18 protein-coding genes are annotated in these 15,953 nt (G+C 70.0%); 11 read left to right on the top strand and 7 right to left on the bottom strand.

All coding sequences use genetic code 11. The features are described from left to right. Positions 1–112: 112 nt before the first annotated feature. Complete coding sequence (fer, locus tag K6T36_RS09005; protein WP_222920991.1) at positions 113–502, bottom strand: ferredoxin Fer; 390 nt, start codon at positions 500–502, stop codon at positions 113–115. Positions 503–662: 160 nt separating this feature from the next. Further along, the gene (locus K6T36_RS09000) at positions 663–1,862 is read right to left on the bottom strand and encodes an inorganic phosphate transporter (protein WP_222920990.1); all 1,200 of its coding nucleotides are present in this window, start codon (positions 1,860–1,862) and stop codon (positions 663–665) included. A gap of 89 nt (positions 1,863–1,951) precedes the next feature. On the opposite strand from K6T36_RS09000, the gene htpX reads away from it, so the two are divergent. From htpX to K6T36_RS08955, 9 genes are all read left to right on the top strand, one after another. After that, positions 1,952–2,827, top strand: coding sequence for a zinc metalloprotease HtpX (gene htpX, locus K6T36_RS08995; protein ID WP_222920989.1), 876 nt, complete (start codon positions 1,952–1,954; stop codon positions 2,825–2,827). Between the two features lie 88 nt (positions 2,828–2,915). Then, positions 2,916–3,494 carry an LURP-one-related/scramblase family protein gene (locus K6T36_RS08990; RefSeq protein ID WP_222920988.1) on the top strand — a complete coding sequence of 193 codons (579 nt, stop codon included), beginning with the start codon at positions 2,916–2,918 and terminating at the stop codon, positions 3,492–3,494. Positions 3,495–3,584: 90 nt separating this feature from the next. Then, positions 3,585–4,199, top strand: coding sequence for a PspA-associated protein PspAB (pspAB, locus tag K6T36_RS08985; protein ID WP_222920987.1), 615 nt, complete (start codon positions 3,585–3,587; stop codon positions 4,197–4,199). A gap of 256 nt (positions 4,200–4,455) precedes the next feature. Further along, a complete protein-coding gene (gene radA / locus K6T36_RS08980) occupies positions 4,456–5,487 on the top strand; it encodes a DNA repair and recombination protein RadA (RefSeq protein ID WP_222920986.1) in 1,032 nt (343 codons plus the stop codon). A gap of 98 nt (positions 5,488–5,585) precedes the next feature. After that, complete coding sequence (locus K6T36_RS08975) at positions 5,586–5,963, top strand: DUF7475 family protein (protein WP_222920985.1); 378 nt, start codon at positions 5,586–5,588, stop codon at positions 5,961–5,963. A 6-nt stretch (positions 5,964–5,969) separates the two neighbouring features. Continuing rightward, a complete protein-coding gene (locus K6T36_RS08970; RefSeq protein WP_225935081.1) occupies positions 5,970–6,524 on the top strand; it encodes a metal-dependent hydrolase in 555 nt (184 codons plus the stop codon). Positions 6,525–6,705: 181 nt separating this feature from the next. Beyond that, positions 6,706–7,116: a 6-pyruvoyl trahydropterin synthase family protein gene (locus tag K6T36_RS08965; RefSeq protein ID WP_222920983.1), complete on the top strand. Its 411-nt coding sequence runs from the start codon at positions 6,706–6,708 to the stop codon at positions 7,114–7,116. Beyond that, entirely contained in the window at positions 7,109–8,212 is a 1,104-nt protein-coding gene (locus K6T36_RS08960; RefSeq protein ID WP_222920982.1) for a glycosyltransferase family 4 protein, read from the top strand. The genes K6T36_RS08965 and K6T36_RS08960 overlap by 8 nt, the downstream gene beginning before the upstream one ends. Continuing rightward, a complete protein-coding gene (locus tag K6T36_RS08955) occupies positions 8,202–9,137 on the top strand; it encodes a class I SAM-dependent methyltransferase (RefSeq protein WP_222920981.1) in 936 nt (311 codons plus the stop codon). The genes K6T36_RS08960 and K6T36_RS08955 overlap by 11 nt, the downstream gene beginning before the upstream one ends. A 57-nt stretch (positions 9,138–9,194) precedes the next feature. Here K6T36_RS08955 and sufU read toward each other — a convergent pair whose 3' ends face one another. The 4 genes from sufU to K6T36_RS08935 form a co-directional block, all read right to left on the bottom strand. Continuing rightward, positions 9,195–9,617, bottom strand: coding sequence for a Fe-S cluster assembly sulfur transfer protein SufU (sufU, locus tag K6T36_RS08950; RefSeq protein ID WP_222608874.1), 423 nt, complete (start codon positions 9,615–9,617; stop codon positions 9,195–9,197). A 424-nt stretch (positions 9,618–10,041) separates the two neighbouring features. After that, positions 10,042–11,325: an aminotransferase class V-fold PLP-dependent enzyme gene (locus tag K6T36_RS08945; RefSeq protein ID WP_222920980.1), complete on the bottom strand. Its 1,284-nt coding sequence runs from the start codon at positions 11,323–11,325 to the stop codon at positions 10,042–10,044. Between the two features lie 115 nt (positions 11,326–11,440). Next, positions 11,441–11,737, bottom strand: coding sequence for a DUF424 domain-containing protein (locus K6T36_RS08940; protein WP_321170123.1), 297 nt, complete (start codon positions 11,735–11,737; stop codon positions 11,441–11,443). 135 nt (positions 11,738–11,872) lie between these two features. Further along, the gene (locus K6T36_RS08935; RefSeq protein ID WP_222920978.1) at positions 11,873–12,781 is read right to left on the bottom strand and encodes a tetratricopeptide repeat protein; all 909 of its coding nucleotides are present in this window, start codon (positions 12,779–12,781) and stop codon (positions 11,873–11,875) included. A gap of 111 nt (positions 12,782–12,892) precedes the next feature. Between K6T36_RS08935 and thpR the strand changes: the two genes are divergently transcribed. Then, positions 12,893–13,453, top strand: coding sequence for an RNA 2',3'-cyclic phosphodiesterase (thpR, locus tag K6T36_RS08930; protein ID WP_222920977.1), 561 nt, complete (start codon positions 12,893–12,895; stop codon positions 13,451–13,453). A gap of 62 nt (positions 13,454–13,515) precedes the next feature. Further along, entirely contained in the window at positions 13,516–14,382 is an 867-nt protein-coding gene (locus K6T36_RS08925) for a formate/nitrite transporter family protein (protein ID WP_222920976.1), read from the top strand. A 31-nt stretch (positions 14,383–14,413) separates the two neighbouring features. On the opposite strand, the gene K6T36_RS08920 is transcribed toward K6T36_RS08925, so the two are convergent. Continuing rightward, on the bottom strand, positions 14,414–15,703 hold the full coding sequence (locus tag K6T36_RS08920) for an adenosylhomocysteinase (protein WP_222920975.1): 1,290 nt from the start codon (positions 15,701–15,703) through the stop codon (positions 14,414–14,416). Positions 15,704–15,953: the final 250 nt, after the last annotated feature.

Below are 15,953 nucleotides of genomic sequence, written 5' to 3'. Positions count from 1 at the left end.
TAGGCGTTGCCGTCCAGGTCTCGGGCGTGAAAACGCGCCGTCGCCGGTGTGTCGGCGGCGGACGCGTCGCTGACGGGAGGATAAACGGAGAACGTCGGGGCGGTCGCCGCGCTCAGATGACGCGGTTCTGGAGGTAGTCGAGGTGCTTCGCGTTGTAGACGATCTTGATCTCGTCGGCCTGCGGCGAACCGATGCACGTCAGGCGGACGTTCTTGTCCTCGACCTCCTCGTCGGAGAGGATCTGCTGCATGTCCATCTCGATCTCGCCCTCCTTCACGATGGCCGCGCAGTTGGCGCAGGCGCCGGCGCGACACGAGAACGGCCAGTCGTACCCCTGGGCCTCGGCGGCCTCGAGGATGTACTCGCCCTCGTTGACGTCGAGCTCGCCGTAGTCTTCGGCGTCCAGCCCCGCGTCGGCGGCGTTGTCGAAGAGGTCGTCGTCGTCGAGGTCCCAGCCGTTGTCGTCCAGCACTTCGTAGTTAAGGTATTCGACCGTGGGCATTTCGTCCCGCGTTTCGCCGGCCGCACCATTAGTTGTTGCTATCTCGTAGGAGATATCGAGGCCCAGACGGCTTTAGGGACGCCAAAACCGACGATCCGGGGGTCCCGACGATCGCGATCGAACGGCACGTTCGTCAGGGTTCGAACCGCGGCGTCGGAGGTCACACCGGCGTGAGCGCGAACAGCGCGTACGAGCAGACGAACGAGACCGTCGGGGTGAAGATCCAGAAGGAGACGACACGGCCGGTCGTTCCGGCGTCGAACAGGTCCTCGGCGAGGAGCTCCTCCCCGCGCTCCTCGCCCATTCCGGGGACGCCGTCGGCGGCGTCGGGGCGCTCGGCCGCGAGCGCGTCGACGGACACCTCGGGACGCTGCCGGTCGGTCCGGTCCCCGTCGCCGCCGAGCGCGCCGCCGACGGCGCCGCTGACCGCGTCGCCGAGCGTCGTCGTCCGGGTCGCGCGACCCCAGCCGAGCCCGACGATGGACATCGTCGCCGAGACGGCCAGCGAGGCCGGGATCCCGATCGCCGAGAGGAAGGTGATCAGGCTCGCCGAGACCACCTCGACGATGAGCGCCGCCAGCAGCGGGAGGTCGGTGAGGTCGTTGCCGACGGTGTCGAGCGTCCGGCGGGCGATGGTGAACGCGCCGACGGCGATCGCCGCGCCCGCCAGCAGCACGCCCTGGCCCGCGGACACCGAGCCGTTGCCCACAAGCGGCGCGACCGCGTTGGCGACGTTGGAGGCGCCCGCCGAGAACGCCATGTAACAGGCGATGACGAGGACGGCGGCCGTGCCGACGACCTCGCGGCCGGTCGCCCCGGGCGCGATCCCGGGTCGCACGCCGTCGAACTCGACGACGCCGCCGGCCGATCGGTCGATCGCGAAGGCGGCGTCGAGATACGGGTAGAAGTACCGGCCGACGACCGCACAGATCCAGAACGCGACGACCGGCGCGACGAGCCACCAGCCGACGATCCGGAGCATCACGTCGGCGTTGAGCGTCCCCGTCGCCGCGCCGAGGCCCGCGATCGCGCCGACGGCCGTCATCGACGTGGAGGCGGGGACGCCGAACGTGTTGGAGATCAACAGCGCCACCCCGACGAAGAAGAGGACGCCGACGCTCGCCGCGAGCGTGAACGCCGACGACGGGACGATCTCCCCGCCCATCGTCTCGATGACGTTGCGGCCGACCGTCCACCCGCCCGCGAGCGCGAACGCGGACATGAGCGCAGCCGCGGCCGTCTTCGAGAGGGTGCCGCTGCCGACCGCGGGGCCGAAGGAGACCCCGGTCGACGACCCGCCGATGTTGAAGCCGACGAACACCGCGACGACCACCCCGACGACCAACAGTGCCTCGACCACACGTGCACTCCTCGCCGTCGGCATATAAGTCCGGTCGATTTTCGCCGGTCCGCGACAGCGTTTAAGCCGTGGGTCCGGTACTGTGGGGTATGGAATGGAAGACAGACTGGGGCCTGCGGGGCCGGATGGTCCTGACCGGGTTCCTGCTGTTCGCCCTCTACATCGTGTTCATCGCGGTGTTGTCCCAGTACGTGGGACTGCTCGGCATCGTGTTGGTGATGGGGCTGTTCTCGCTGGGGCAGTTCTTCTTCAGCGACAAGCTCGCGTTGTACTCGATGGGCGCGAAGGAGGTGTCGGAGCAGGAGTATCCCGAACTTCACCGGAAGATCACCCGATTATCCCAGCAAGCCGACCTCCCGAAGCCGACGGTCGCGGTCGCGGACACGCGCGTCCCGAACGCCTTCGCCGCGGGTCGCTCCCAGAAGAACTCGACCGTCTGCGTGACGACCGGCCTCCTGCGGACCCTCGACGACGAGGAGCTCGAGGGCGTGCTCGCCCACGAGCTGGCACACGTCAAGAACCGCGACGTGATGGTGATGACCATCGCGTCGTTCCTCTCGACGCTGGCGTTCATCGTCGTACGCTGGGGCTGGCTGTTCGGCGGCGGCGAGGGTCGCGGCGGCAACCAGGCGCCGGTGCTGGTCGCCATCCTCGTCTCGTTGGTCGTGTGGGTGATCTCGTTCCTGCTCATCCGCGCGCTCTCGCGGTACCGCGAGTTCGCGGCCGACCGCGGCGGCGCGGCCATCACCGGCAAGCCGGGCGCGCTCGCCTCGGCGCTGATGACCATCGACAGCGGGATGGAACGGGTCCCCCAGGAGGACCTGCGCGACACCGCCGAGATGAACGCCTTCTTCGTCATCCCGATCCGGTCCGGGTTCGTCGGGAAGCTGTTCTCGACGCACCCGAGCACCGAGAAGCGCGTCGACCGGCTGCAGGAACTCGAACGGCAGTTCGAGACGGCCTGATCGGGCCCGAGGTTCGCGTTCCGCGGATCGGGACGGATTCTCCCGGCCGGTGTGAAGCTTGAAATACGAACCCGCGGAACGGACGCGTATGAGCGACCGCACGTACGACATCTCCGGGATCGAGCTCACCGACGACACCTACACCGTCGTCCAGAGCCTCGTGCGCAACAAGTACCGCGCGGTCGACGCCGCCGGCGACGTCGTCCTCCGGGGCAAACAGAAGATGTTCAAGCTGAAGGAGGAGTTCCCGTTCGTCGACGCCGACGGGAACGAGGTGTTCACCGTGAAGGCGGCGGGGATGCTCGACGTCGCCGGCAACTACGTCCTCGCCGACTCGCGAACGGGCGAGGAGCTCGTGATCCTCGACAACGACTACTCGATCCTGCAGGACACGTGGACGATCCGCGACGCCGAGACGGAGGCGGCGATCGCGCGGATCGACTCCCGCGGCGCCGTGACGACGATCGCACGGAACGTCCTCCCGTTCGGCGAGCTGATCCCCCACCGGTACGAGATCACCGACGCGAACGGCGCCCACGTCGGCACGATCGCCGGGAAGTTCTCGCTGGCGGATACCTACGAGATCACCATCGACGACGCGACTGGTGTGCCGAAGGAGGCGGTCGTCGCCGCCGCGATGGTGATCGACGCGATCCAGGGGAACTGACGGCGCCGACGACCCGCTGTTCCGACGCGGAAGCGTACGCGCGCGAGCGACGGCTTGAACACGGCTCCCCTCGCAGTACCGACAGCGCCAATGGGGATTCTCGACACACTCAGATCCGTGCTCGGCTCGCGCGCGGAAGCCGACGCCGTCAGCGACGCCGACCCCGAGGACCTGTTCGGCATGAGCACCGCCTACGTCACGATGGAGGCGGACCTGGGGTTCGACCCCGTCGGCGAGGCCGCGCTGTGTTTCTCGTCGGTCGACTCGACCGACTTCGCCGACACGGTCGACGCCGTGGAGTCGATCCTCGACGCGGGCAGCGAGGAGACGGGGACGACGTTCCGCCGCCACGAGGACGACCACGGCTACCACTGGGTCGTCCTCGCCGACGACGACCCGGAGGACCTCGTCACGTCCGTCCACTTCGCTGCCGACGAGTTCGTCGAGCGGGGCTACGGCTCGCGGCTGCTGGCGGCCCTCTTCGGCTTCGTGGACGGCGGTGACGCCGACCGGCACGCCTACTGGATCTATTCGTTCCGCCGAGGCGCGTACTACCCGTTCGCCCCCGAGTCGACCAGCGAGCGCGACTCCAAGCTGGAGTTCAAGCTCGAATCGGTGCTCGACGGCGAACTCGGCATCGAGTCGGACAAGGAGTACTGGTACCCGCTGTGGCCGAGCGTCCCGAACGGCCACCCCTGGGAGTAGCCCCGGTCGACTCACCGCCCTCCCCGTCCACCCCTACGCCCCGTTCACCTCCTACACCCCGCACACTCCGGCAATCCCGGCCGCCTCGACCGTCCATCCCGACAGCCGGACCGCCACGGCCGCACCGCGTTCGACTCCCCATCGCTTCTGAACCCTCGGACACCGTTCGTGATCGACCCGTCGGCGTACCGCAGTTTCACTTTCACTCTACTGTTAACGAGGGTTTATGAGGGGAGCCGGGCAAGGACGGGGTACGATGGCAGAAGACGACCTTCAGGAACTCCCCGGCGTCGGCCCCGCGACCGCAGACAAGCTCGTCGAGGCCGGCTTCGACAGCTACCAGAGCATCGCGGTCGCGAGCCCCGCCGAGCTGGGCAACACGGCCGACATCGGCGACTCGACGGCGAACGACATCATCCAGGGCGCCCGCAAGGCGGCCGACGTGGGCGGCTTCGAGTCGGGCGCGCAGGTGTTGGAGCGACGCGAGCAGATCGGCAAGCTCTCCTGGCAGATCGACGAGGCCGACGACCTGCTCGGCGGCGGCCTGGAGACCCAGTCGATCACCGAGGTGTACGGCGAGTTCGGCGCCGGCAAGTCGCAGGTGACCCACCAGATGTCCGTCAACGTCCAGCTCTCCAAGGACGACGGCGGGCTCGACGGCGCGGCGATCTTCGTCGACTCCGAGGACACGTTCCGCCCCGAGCGGATCGACGACATGGTCCGCGGGCTGGACGACGAGATCCTCGAACGGGAGTTCGAGCGCCGCGAGATCGAGGGATCGCCGGACAACGACGACGACATGCGGACGCTCGTCGAGGACTTCCTCGACCACATCCACGTCGCGAAGGCGTTCAACTCCAACCACCAGATCCTCCTGGCCGAGAAGGCGAAGGAGCTCGCGAGCGAGCACGAGGACACCGACTGGCCCGTCCGGATGCTCACCGTCGACTCGCTGACTGCCCACTTCCGCGCCGAGTACGTCGGCCGCGGCGAGCTCGCCGAGCGCCAGCAGAAGCTCAACAAGCACCTCCACGACCTGATGCGCATCGGCGACCTCTACAACTGCGTCGTGCTCGTGACGAACCAGGTCGCCTCCAACCCCGACTCCTACTTCGGCGACCCGACCCAGCCGATCGGCGGCAACATCCTGGGTCACACCTCGACGTTCCGCATCTACCTCCGCAAGTCGAAGGGCGACAAGCGGATCGTGCGGCTCGTCGACGCGCCGAACCTGGCGGACGGCGAGGCCGTGATGCGCGTCCAGGACGGCGGTCTCAAGCCGGAGTAGACCACCCGCCGTCCGGCCCGTGACAGCTACCGGGTCGGCGACGAGTGCCTGGCGAATCCGTGAGAGTTTTTAACACAGTTCGCGCCCTGCGTACGGGTATGAGCACCGAAACGGCGTCCGGAGGGTTCGCCCTCCACACGGAGTCGATGACCGGACTGCACTGGCTCGGCGTCGCGCTCGCGACGATCACCGGCGTGATCCACCTGTGGCTCGCGTACGCCTTCCGCGCGGACGAGACCGCGCTGGCCGTCGCCTTCCTGATCGCCGCGGTCGGCTTCTTCGGGGGCGTCGCGGCGGTGTTGCTCGATTACCGACGGCGCCTGTTGTACGTGCTCGGCATCCCCTTCACGGCCGGTCAGATACCGATCTGGTACGTCGTGAACGCCCCGAACTTCGGCGCGACCGGCATCGCGGACAAGGTGGTGCAGGTGGTCCTCATCGTCGTCCTCGCGGTCCTCTACCGACGCGAGTCGTAGGCCGTGATGGCGTTCACCCACGCCCTCGCCGGCGCGGTGCTGGCGGCGCCCGTGGTCGCGTTCGCGCCCGAGTTGGCGGTTCCGGCAGCCCTCGCGGGGATCGTCGGCGGGCTCGTCCCCGATGTCGACCTGTTCGTCGGTCGCCACCGGCGGACGCTGCACTTCCCGGTGCTGGGGTGGGCGCTGGCGCTCCCGGCGACCGCGCTCGCGACGCTGGCGCCGACGGAGGTCACCGTCGCGGCGGCGGTGGGATGCGTCTCGTTCGCCGTCCACGCCGGCACCGACGCCCTCGGCGCCGGCGACGAGATCCGCCCGTGGGAACGCACCTCCTCGGAGGCCGTCTACGACCACCTCCACGGCCGGTGGATCCGGGCGCGTTACTGGATCCGCTACGACGGCGCCCCGGAGGACGCCGTCGCGACGGCGGCGCTCGCGGCGCCGGTCGTCGCGTTCTACCCCGCGCCGCTCCCGGCGGTCGCGGCCGCCTGCGTCGGCCTCGGCGTCGCGTACGCCGCCGTCCGTCGCCGGCTCCCCCCGGTCGTCGAGGAGTTGGTCGGATGAGCATCCCACGTCGCCGTCGGGACCGTACGCGCCGTCGGGGGCCTACGACACGTTTAGTGTGCCGGAGCCGTTGGGATCGGCCATCAGATCGGCCGCCTCGACCCGGACGACTCATCCCGCCGCGTCGAGGGGGGCGGGTCCGAGCGGATCGAGCCGCGGTCGGCACGCCCACACGACTCCGATGACATACCGAACGACCGTCACGCGTCAGTTCGTCGCACAGCACTTTCTCACCGTTCCCGACCCGGGTCCCGAGGGGGAGCGTCACTCGCACGTGTTCTCGGTCGAGGCGACCTTCGCCGGCCCGTCGCTGAACGAGTACGACTACCTCGTCGACATCGACGACGTGCGCGCGGCGCTCGACGACGTCGAGGACCGCTACCGCGACGCGACGCTGAACGACCTGCCCGAGTTCGAGGGGTACAACCCAAGCGTCGAGCGGTTCGCGCGCGTCATCCACGAGCGCCTCGCCCCGGCCGCCGCCGGCGACCCGGCCGAGACGCTCCGCGTGACCGTGTGGGAGGACGACGAGGCCGCCGCCGGCTACGAGGGACCGGTCGAGGCGGCGGGAGCGAACCGCGGTGATGGGTGAGGACGCGTCCGCCGACCGCGACCTCGCGGTCGCGCTCGTCGTCGCGGGCGACCCCGAAACCACCTCGGGCGGGTTCCGCTACGACCGCAGGCTCGTCGCCGGGCTGCGAGCGACCGGCGCGTCCGTCCGTGTGTTCTCGGTGCCGTGGCGGCGGTACCCGCTCGGCGTGTTCGACACCCCCGGACTCGCGACCGGGATCCCGGCGGGCCTGCGCGGGGCCGACGTGGTCGTCGTCGACGAGCTCGCCCATCCCGGCACGGCGGGACTCGCCAGTCGGCTCCGCCGCGGCGGCACGCCGGTCGTCGGGCTGGTTCACCACCTCCGACGCGCCGAGGGCGGTCGTCTCGCGCCGGTCGCGACACTGCTGGAGCGACGATTCCTTCGGAGCTGCTCGGCCGCGATCTGCGTCAGCGAGACGACCGAACGCGACGTGCTCGACCTGGTCGGGAGGATCGCCACGCACGTCGCCCCGCCGCCCGCCGACCAGTTCGACCCGGCGGTGACGCCGGCCGACGTGGACCGGCGCGCGGGGGAGTCGCCGCTGCGGGTCGTCTCGCTGGGGTCGCTCGTCCCCCGGAAGGGACACCCGACACTGTTGCGGGCGGTCGCCGGCGTCGACGCCGACTGGGAGGTCGCGGTCGTCGGCCCCGAGCCCGAGCCGGAACACGCCCGCGCGGTGCGGACGCTGGCAGACGACCTCTCGGTCGCCGACCGCGTGTCGTTTCACGGGGAACTGGCGACGGCCGACCTCGCGGGCGTCCTCCGGAAGTCGCACGTCCTCGCGGTCCCCTCGGCGTACGAGGGCTTCGGGATGGCGTACCTGGAGGGGATGGGCTTCGGCCTCCCGGCGGTCGCCTCCGCGGCCGGCGGGGCGTCCTCGGTCGTCGCCGACGGCGAGAACGGTTTCCTCATCGATCCCGGCGACGTTACGGGGGTCGAGCGCGCGCTCGCGGCGCTCGCGGGCGACCGCGACCGTCTGGCCCGAATGGGGCAAAGCGCGCTCCGGCGGTTCGAGCGCCACCCCGAGTGGAGCGACACCGTCGCCGGGGTCCGCGACTTCCTCGCGGAGACGCGGGAGGTGGCCGATGGAGGGTGACGACGTGGCGTACCTGGAGGCGGCGCGCACCGTCGACGACCGCGCCCACAGCGACGCCGCGAGCGCGGCCTTCAGGGCTGCGCTGCGAGGGAGAGGTCGCGGGGACGGCGGTGACGGCGGTGACGGCGGTGACGACGGTGAGGACGACGGCGATGAGGAGGGCGTCCGCGTCCTCGAAGCCGGCGCCGGCACCTGCGGGCTGCTCCGCCGGCTGTTGTCCGACGGCGCGCTCCCGACGGGCGAGTGGGTCGCCGTCGACACCGACGGGCGGGTGCTGTCCGCGGGTCGCGACCGGCTGCGCGCGGAGGCACGCGAAGCCGGATACGGAGTCGAAACCGAGGGGTCGGAGCTCCGCCTCGACAGGCCCGACGGTGACGCGACGCTTCGCGTCCGACTCGCGGTCGGCGACGCCCGCGAGGTCGCCGCCGACCGCGGGGGCGACTTCGACGGCGTCGTCGCGCGGTCGTTCGCCGACCTGTTGGCGCCCGACGACGTGCTCGCGCTGCTCCGTGCGGCCGCGCCGGACGGCTGGTACCACCTCCCGCTCACCTTCGACGGCGAGACGCGGTTCTCGCCGTCACACCCGGCCGACGACGCCGTGATCGAGGCGTTCCACGGGACGATGCGAAACCGCGGCCGGGCGGCGACGCTGCTTTCCGAGCGGTTCCGGGAGGCGGGGTCGCCGCCGGCGGTCGACGCCCGCGCCGACTGGGTGGTGGAGGGGGACGGAACCGGCGGCTACCCGGCCGACGAGGCGACGTTCCTGCGGGTCGTCCTCGACACGGTGGTCGCGTCCGTCGAGGAATCGGGGGCGGTGCCGGACCGGACGCTGGCCGACTGGCGGGAGACGCGCGAGGCGCAGCTGGCGCGCGGCGAGTTGCGGTACGTCGCGGAGAACAGGGACCTGTTCGGGCGGGTGCCGTAGCGCCGGCCCGGAGGTGCTCGGTTGCCCGGGGGGTATCCGAGGCGGCCGACCGGCGGCTCAGTCCTCGGTCTTCGTCACGTCGAGGTCGTCGATCTCGCCCTCGTGGAGCTTCGCGCCGTCCTGTGCGACCTGGCGAGCGAGCACGGCGCACTTGATCCGCATCGGGGAGATGTCGACGCCGAGCATCTCGGTGATGTCGTCGGTGTCCATCGCCTCCAGCTCGTCGAGGGTCATCCCCCGCAGGCGCTCGGAGAGCATCGAGGCGGACGCCTGCGAGATGGCGCAGCCGTCGCCCGAGAACGCGACGTACTCGATCGTCTCGCCGTCGTCCTCCAGGCGCACGTCGACGGTGATCGTGTCGCCGCAGGAGGGGTTCTCGCCGGTGTGGGAGAACGTGGCGTCGTCGAGTTCGCCGTAGTTGCGCGGGTTCTTGTAGTGATCCAGGATCTGCTGGCGATACATGTCGGAGCCGCCGCCAATGCCCATTGTTGGCGGGAATTGGCGAGTGCGTCGGTTAAGGGTTCTGGGGAGCGCGGCGACCGGCGGGGGAGTTCGGGAGGGGACGGCGACCGACCTCCCGAGTTCGACGGCAGTTGCCCTCGCGGAGAAGTTACGAAATACGATTACATTTTCAGGGAAGAATGCAGAAAAGTTAACTTTCATACCTCACATGTAGGTGTCGAGGTGCGCCGGCGGACGGGCTTCCGGTTCCGACTCGAACTGACATTCACCACGAACCGCACGCCGCCGCCGCACCGTCGGTCGAGTTCTTTCGGGGTATTCGTCGAGAAGCCGCGGAACCCGTCATCGGGGGTATGTACGCCGGATCGGCGCTCCGGTGTGCGGGGGTACGGCGTGCGGCGCTACGGTGTGCGGCGGACGGGCCCTACGCGAACAGCCGCAGTTACGCGAACAGCTGTCGCGCGTCGTCGACCGCCTCGACCAGCGTGTCGATCTCCTCGCGCGTGTTGTAGATGTAGAAGGACGCGCGGGCGCTGGCGGCGATCCCGAGCTTGTCGTGCAGCGGCTGGGTGCAGTGGTCGCCGGCGCGGACCGCGACGCCGTGGTCGTTGAGGATGCTGGAGAGGTCGTGGGCGTGGACGCCGTCGACGTTGAACGCGACCAGTCCCGCGCGATCGTCGCCCGGCGGGCCGTAGATGTCCACGTCGTCGTACTCCGTCAGCCGGTCGTACGCGTACTCCGCGAGTAGCCCCTCGTGGGCGTGGACGTTCTCCATGCCCAGGTCCTCCAGGTAGTCGATGGCCGCGTGCAGGGCGATCCCCTGCTCGATGACGGGCGTGCCGGCCTCGAACTTCCACGGGAGGACCTCCCACTCGCTGTCCTCGAAGGTGACCTTCCGTATCATCTCCCCGCCGTAGAGGTACGGCTGCATCTCCTCCAGGAGGTGCTCCTTGCCGTACAGCACGCCGATCCCGGTGGGGCCGCACATCTTGTGGCCCGAGAAGGCGAAGAAGTCCGCGTCGATGTCGCCCACGTCGACGGGCATGTGCGGCACCGACTGCGCGCCGTCGACGAAGATCAGCCCGTCGTGGTCGTGGACCAGATCCGCGAGTTCGGCGACGGGGTTCACCGTCCCGAGGGTGTTGGAGACGTGGACGACGTTCGCCATCGCGGTGTCGTCGTCGATCAGTTCGCGGGCGTGGTCCATGTCGAGGCGGCCGTCCTCGTCGACGCGGATGAACCGCACGTCGGCGCCGGTCTTCTTTCCGATCTGCTGCCACGTGACCAGCGACGCGTGGTGTTCCATCTCGGTGAGGACGACGTTGTCCCCGGGGCCGAGCTCGTTCAGCCCCCACGCGTACGCGACGAGGTTCTCTGCCTCGGTCGTGTTCTTCGTGAAGACGACCTCCTCGCGCCCGTCGGCGCCGATGAACTCGGCGACGCGGTCGTGGGCGTCCTCGTAGGCGGTGCTGGCCTCCTGACTCAACTGGTGGATCCCGCGGTGGACGTTGGAGTTGTACGAGCGGTAGTAGTCCGCGATCGTGTCGACCACCCGATCGGGCGTGTGGCTCGTGGCCGCGTTGTCGAGGTACACGAGCGGCTTCGTGTCCCCCTCGCTCTCGCCGGGGACGGTCACGTCGCCGCCGACCTTCCGGTCGAGGACGGGGAAGTCCGCCCGGACGGCCTCGACGTCGAGCGGGTACGGTTCCTGCTCAGGCGCTTCCATTACCGGGTACGAGGGGTCGGAGGGGTAACATCCCTTCGGTCAGCCGGGAGAACAGTAACCGAAACCGGATACATTTCGCCGGACACGTGTCCCGTCGCGGTCCGAGTTCGGGGGCTTACAGCCAGAGCAACTGCGCGTGCAGGGTGTCGCCGACCGCCAGCACGCGGTCGGCGTCGATGACGCCGGCGTCGACGGCGACGCCGACGCAGCCCTCACCCACGAGGTTCGCGGTGTCGGCGTCGTACAGGCCCTCGACGACGGCGTCGGCGTCGGCCGGCTCGGCCTCGTCGCCGCCGTAGAACTCCTCGGTCACCTCAAGCGAAACGTCGTCGTCCTCGAAGGTCTCGCCGAGCACGTCCGCGTCGCAGACGGCGACGAGCGTTCCTTCGGGCGTCTCGCGGCGCGTGAGCAGGAATTCGGCGTCGGACGGGTCGGCGTCGGCGGGGGTCGCGTCGCTCGAGTCGGTCGCGTCGTCTCCCGTCCCGTCCGCCGCGGCGCCGTCGGTCGCGCCGAGGTCCGTCCCCTCGCCCGCGCCGTCCTCGGGCATCTACAGGCCCCCGAGGTCGAGGTCGTCGTCGCCGTCGCCGGAGCGGTCCCCGAGACCGCCCGGGGCGCCGCCCGCTCCGCCGGCGTCGCCGCCTCTTCTGCCGCCCCGCTCGCCGTCCATCCCGCCGGTCGCTCCGGCGCCGGCCGCTCCCGCGCCTCCCTCCGCGTGCTCCTCGACCATCCGCTGTTCGGCCTCCTCGCGGATCTCCTCGGCGCGCTCGGCGGCCTCCTCGGCCTCGTCCTCGCGGCCGAGCTCGTCGAGCGCGCGGGCCTTCTCCTCGAGCACCTCGGCGTTGCGCATCCCCAGTCGGATCGCGTTGTCGAAGGCGTTCACCGCGTCCTCCAGCAGACCGCGCTCGACGAGGAAGAAGCCGCGGTTGTACCACGCCTGCGGGAAGCGCGGGTCGATCTCGACGGCCTTCTCGGCGTGTTCCAGCGCCTGCTCGCCCTGGCCGTTCTCGTGGAGCGCGTACGCGAGGTTCGTCTCGGCGCTGGCGGCGTGCTCGGAGTCGTCGTCGATGCGCAGCGCCTCCCGATACGAGCCGATCGCCTCGTCCCACTCCTCCAGCTGGGCGTGGGCGGCCCCCTTGTTCACCCACGCCTCCTGCTCGGCGAGGGAGTCCTCGTCGGCGAACTGGGCGGCGCGCTCGAACGTCTCGGTCGCCTCCTCGAAGCGGTTGATCCCCATGTACGACAGCCCCACGTCCATGAGGCTCTCCACGTCGACGCGGTCCTTCGGGATGTTGCGCTCGTCGAGCAGGTCGGTGATGACGCGCGTGTCGACGGGGTCGACCTGCGAGGGGTCGGCGTTCAGCTCCTCGGGGTCGAGCGTGAACTCCTCGTAGTCCTCGTCGAGGCCCTGCCCCTCGGAGAACTGGTGCGGTCGGCGTTCGGGCTCGTCGTCGCTCATTACCGGTGTCTCGACCGCGTGGACGGATGTATGTTGCGCGTGCGACTCGGAGAGTCGCCGCGACTCCGAGAGTCGCCGCGGTTTTTTGATCTCCGCCGACGAGACTCCCGTATGCCGCGACTGTTCGTCTCCGTCGACCTGCCGGACCGGCTCGCGGACGAGTTCGCCGCCGTCCAGGACCCGCTTCGTGACATCGAGAGCCTGCGCTTCACCGACCCCGAGCAGGCGCACTGTACGGTGAAGTTCCTCGGCGACACCGACGACTCGCGCGTCGGCGACGTGGTCGAGGCGCTGGAGTCGGCGGTGGACTCGGCCGCCGTCGACCCGTTCGAGGTCGAGGTCGGCGACCTCGGCGTCTTCCCCTCGCGGGAGTACATCAGCGTGATCTGGGCCGGCGTCCGGGAGGGTCACGGCGCCGACGAGCTGACGCGGCTCGCTGAGGCCGTCGAGCGCGAGACGGTCGACCGAGGGTTCGAGGAGTCGGATCACGAGTTCACGCCGCATTTCACCCTCGCGCGGATGGACGACGCCCGCGGGAAGGACAGGGTACTCGACTACCTCGACGAGGACCCCACGGTGGGGCGGTTCGAGGTGGACGAGATCCGGCTCACGGAATCGACGCTGACCGAGGGCGGACCCGTGTACGAGACGCGGACGCGGGTGTCGCTGTAGCCGCTCCAGCGGCCCTGGCGACGGCACCGGGGTTCATCGGCCGCCGCATCGAACCGTGGGGCATGGTCGCGGACGACGGCGCGGACGGCGGGGACGGCGGGGACGCCGGCGTCGGACACGAACGGGAGGCCGAACGCGAGGGGGAGATCCCCGCCTCGAACGAGACGGTCATCGATCGGCTGGCCGAGACCGGCGTCGACGAGATGGACCGCGGAGCGCCGGCACTGTTCCTGTCCGCGCTCTCGGCCGGGCTCGACATCGGCTTCGGGCCGCTGTTGGTCGCGGTCGTGACGACGCTGACGGTGGCGGGGGGCGACCCCGTGGTCGACCGCCTGTACGTCGGCGCGGCGTACTCGGTGGGGTTCGTGTTCGTCGTCCTCGGCGGCTCGGAGCTGTTCACCGAACACACCTCCCTCGCCGTCGTCCCCGTGCTCGACGACCGCGCCGGCCTCGGCGACCTCGGGCGGCTCTGGTCGCTCGTGTACGCCGGCAACGTCGTCGGCGGGGTCGCCTTCGCCGTCTTCGTCGTCTGGTTCGCGCCCGCCTACGGCCTCGCGAGCACGGCGTCGTTCGCCGAGCTCGCCGAGCCATTCCTCGACCAGCCGACGGCGGTCCTGTTCGCGGGGGCCGTGCTCACGGGATGGATGATGGGACTGCTCGCGTGGCTCGTCGCCGCCGCCGACTCCACCATCGCCCGGGTCGTCTTCGTCGTGCTCGTCACCGGGGCCATCGGCTTCGCGCACCTCCCGCACTCGATCGCCGGCAACGTCGAGGTCCTGGCGGCGACGCTGGCCGATCCCGACATCGGCGTGGCCGAGTACGTCCGGTTTATGGCGCTGACCACCGCCGGCAACGTCGGCGGCGGCGCGGTCTTCGTCGCCCTGCTCAAGTACGGCTTCGTCCTCGGGACCGTCGAGGGCGAGCCGTGACTGCGTGCGGCCGGTCGGTCGATTCGCTGGCTCAGGTCCCGTGCTGCCACGAGCCCATGTACTCGCGCTGCTCGTCGCTGAGGTCGTCGAACTCGACGCCCTCGGCCGCGAGCTTCACCTCGGCGACCTCGCGGTCGAGGTCGTCGGGAACCTCGTGGACGCCGGCGTCGTAGTCGTCGCCGTTCTCGACGAGTTCGCGCACGCAGACGGCCTGCACGCCGAACGACTGGTCCATGACCTCGACCGGGTGGCCCAGGGCGATGGGCGCCGCGAGGTTGACGAGGCGCCCCTCCGCGAGCACGTTCAGCCGGCGGCCGTCGGCCATCTCGTAGGCCTCGACGCCGTCGCGGGCCTCGTAGCGGTCGACCGCGAGGTCGTCCAGCTGGTCGAGGTTGATCTCCACGTCGAAGTGGCCCGCGTTCGCGAGGAGGACGCCGTCCTGCATGACCCGGAAGTGCTCCTCGGTGATCACGTCGCGGTTGCCCGTCGTCGTGATGAACACGTCACCCTCCTTCGCGGCTTCCTCCATCGGCATCACGTCGTAGCCCTCCATGTGCGCCTCCAGCGCCTTCCGGGAGTCGACCTCGCAGACGATGACGTTCGCGTTCTGGCCGGCGGCCTTCTTGGCGACGCCCTTGCCGCAGTAGCCGAAGCCGGCGACGACGACGTCCTTGCCGGCGAACGAGAGGTTCGTCGTCATCGCGATGGTCGCGAGCGAGGACTCGCCGGTGCCGTGGACGTTGTCGAACAGGCGCTTCATCGGCGTGTCGTTCACGGCGAAGACGGGGTAGTGAAGCTCGCCGTCGGCGTCCATCGCGCGCAGGCGGTGGACGCCGGTGGTGGTCTCCTCGGCCCCGCCGACGATGGAGTCGATGAGCTCGGGGTAGTCCTCGTGGATGGCCGCGACCATGTCCATCCCGTCGTCGACGGTGATCGTCGGCTCGTGCGAGATGACGGACTCGATGGCGGCGTAGTAGTCCTCGTCGCCGACGCCGCGGACGGCGTAGGAGGTGATGTTCTCGTGGGCGTCGAGGGCCGCGCTCACGTCGTCGTGGGTGGAGAGCGGGTTGCAGCCGGTGATTGCGACCTCGGCGCCGCCGTCGGCGAGCAGCTCGACGAGGTTCGCGGTCTTCGCCTCGACGTGCATCGCCATGCCGATCGTCTGGCCGGCGAAGGGGTTCGTCTCGGTGAACTCCTCGCGCAGGTGCGAGAGGATGGGCATGTGCTGGAGCGCCCAGTCCATCTTGCGGCGGCCCTCCTCGCGTGCGGAGTCGGGGTCGTCGAGGTGGTCCGTGACGGGTGCGTACGACTGTGTACTCATTATGATCGGTGGTGGCGTGCGTGCGGTTTAATCCCGCCGGATGCGGGTTGGTTCGATCGGTCGTGAACGATGGAAGAGTCGAGGGTGAGCACGCCACGGAGCAGGAGTGCTCGAAAGCCCCCGCGGCTGTGCGCTCGGGGGACTCGTTGCGCGCGCTCGCTTCGCTCGCGTGCTTACGTCGTCCGCCTTCCCGCACACCCGCGGCCCCTTTCAGTCCCACCCGACCGCACAGCACCGCACCGTCGCCACC

This window comes from Halobaculum roseum, from assembly GCF_019880245.1.
GTDB classification, from domain to species: Archaea; Halobacteriota; Halobacteria; order Halobacteriales; family Haloferacaceae; genus Halobaculum; species Halobaculum roseum.
The sequence above is the reverse complement of the archived record's forward strand: the minus strand, read 5'-3'. Positions and strand labels throughout refer to the sequence as shown.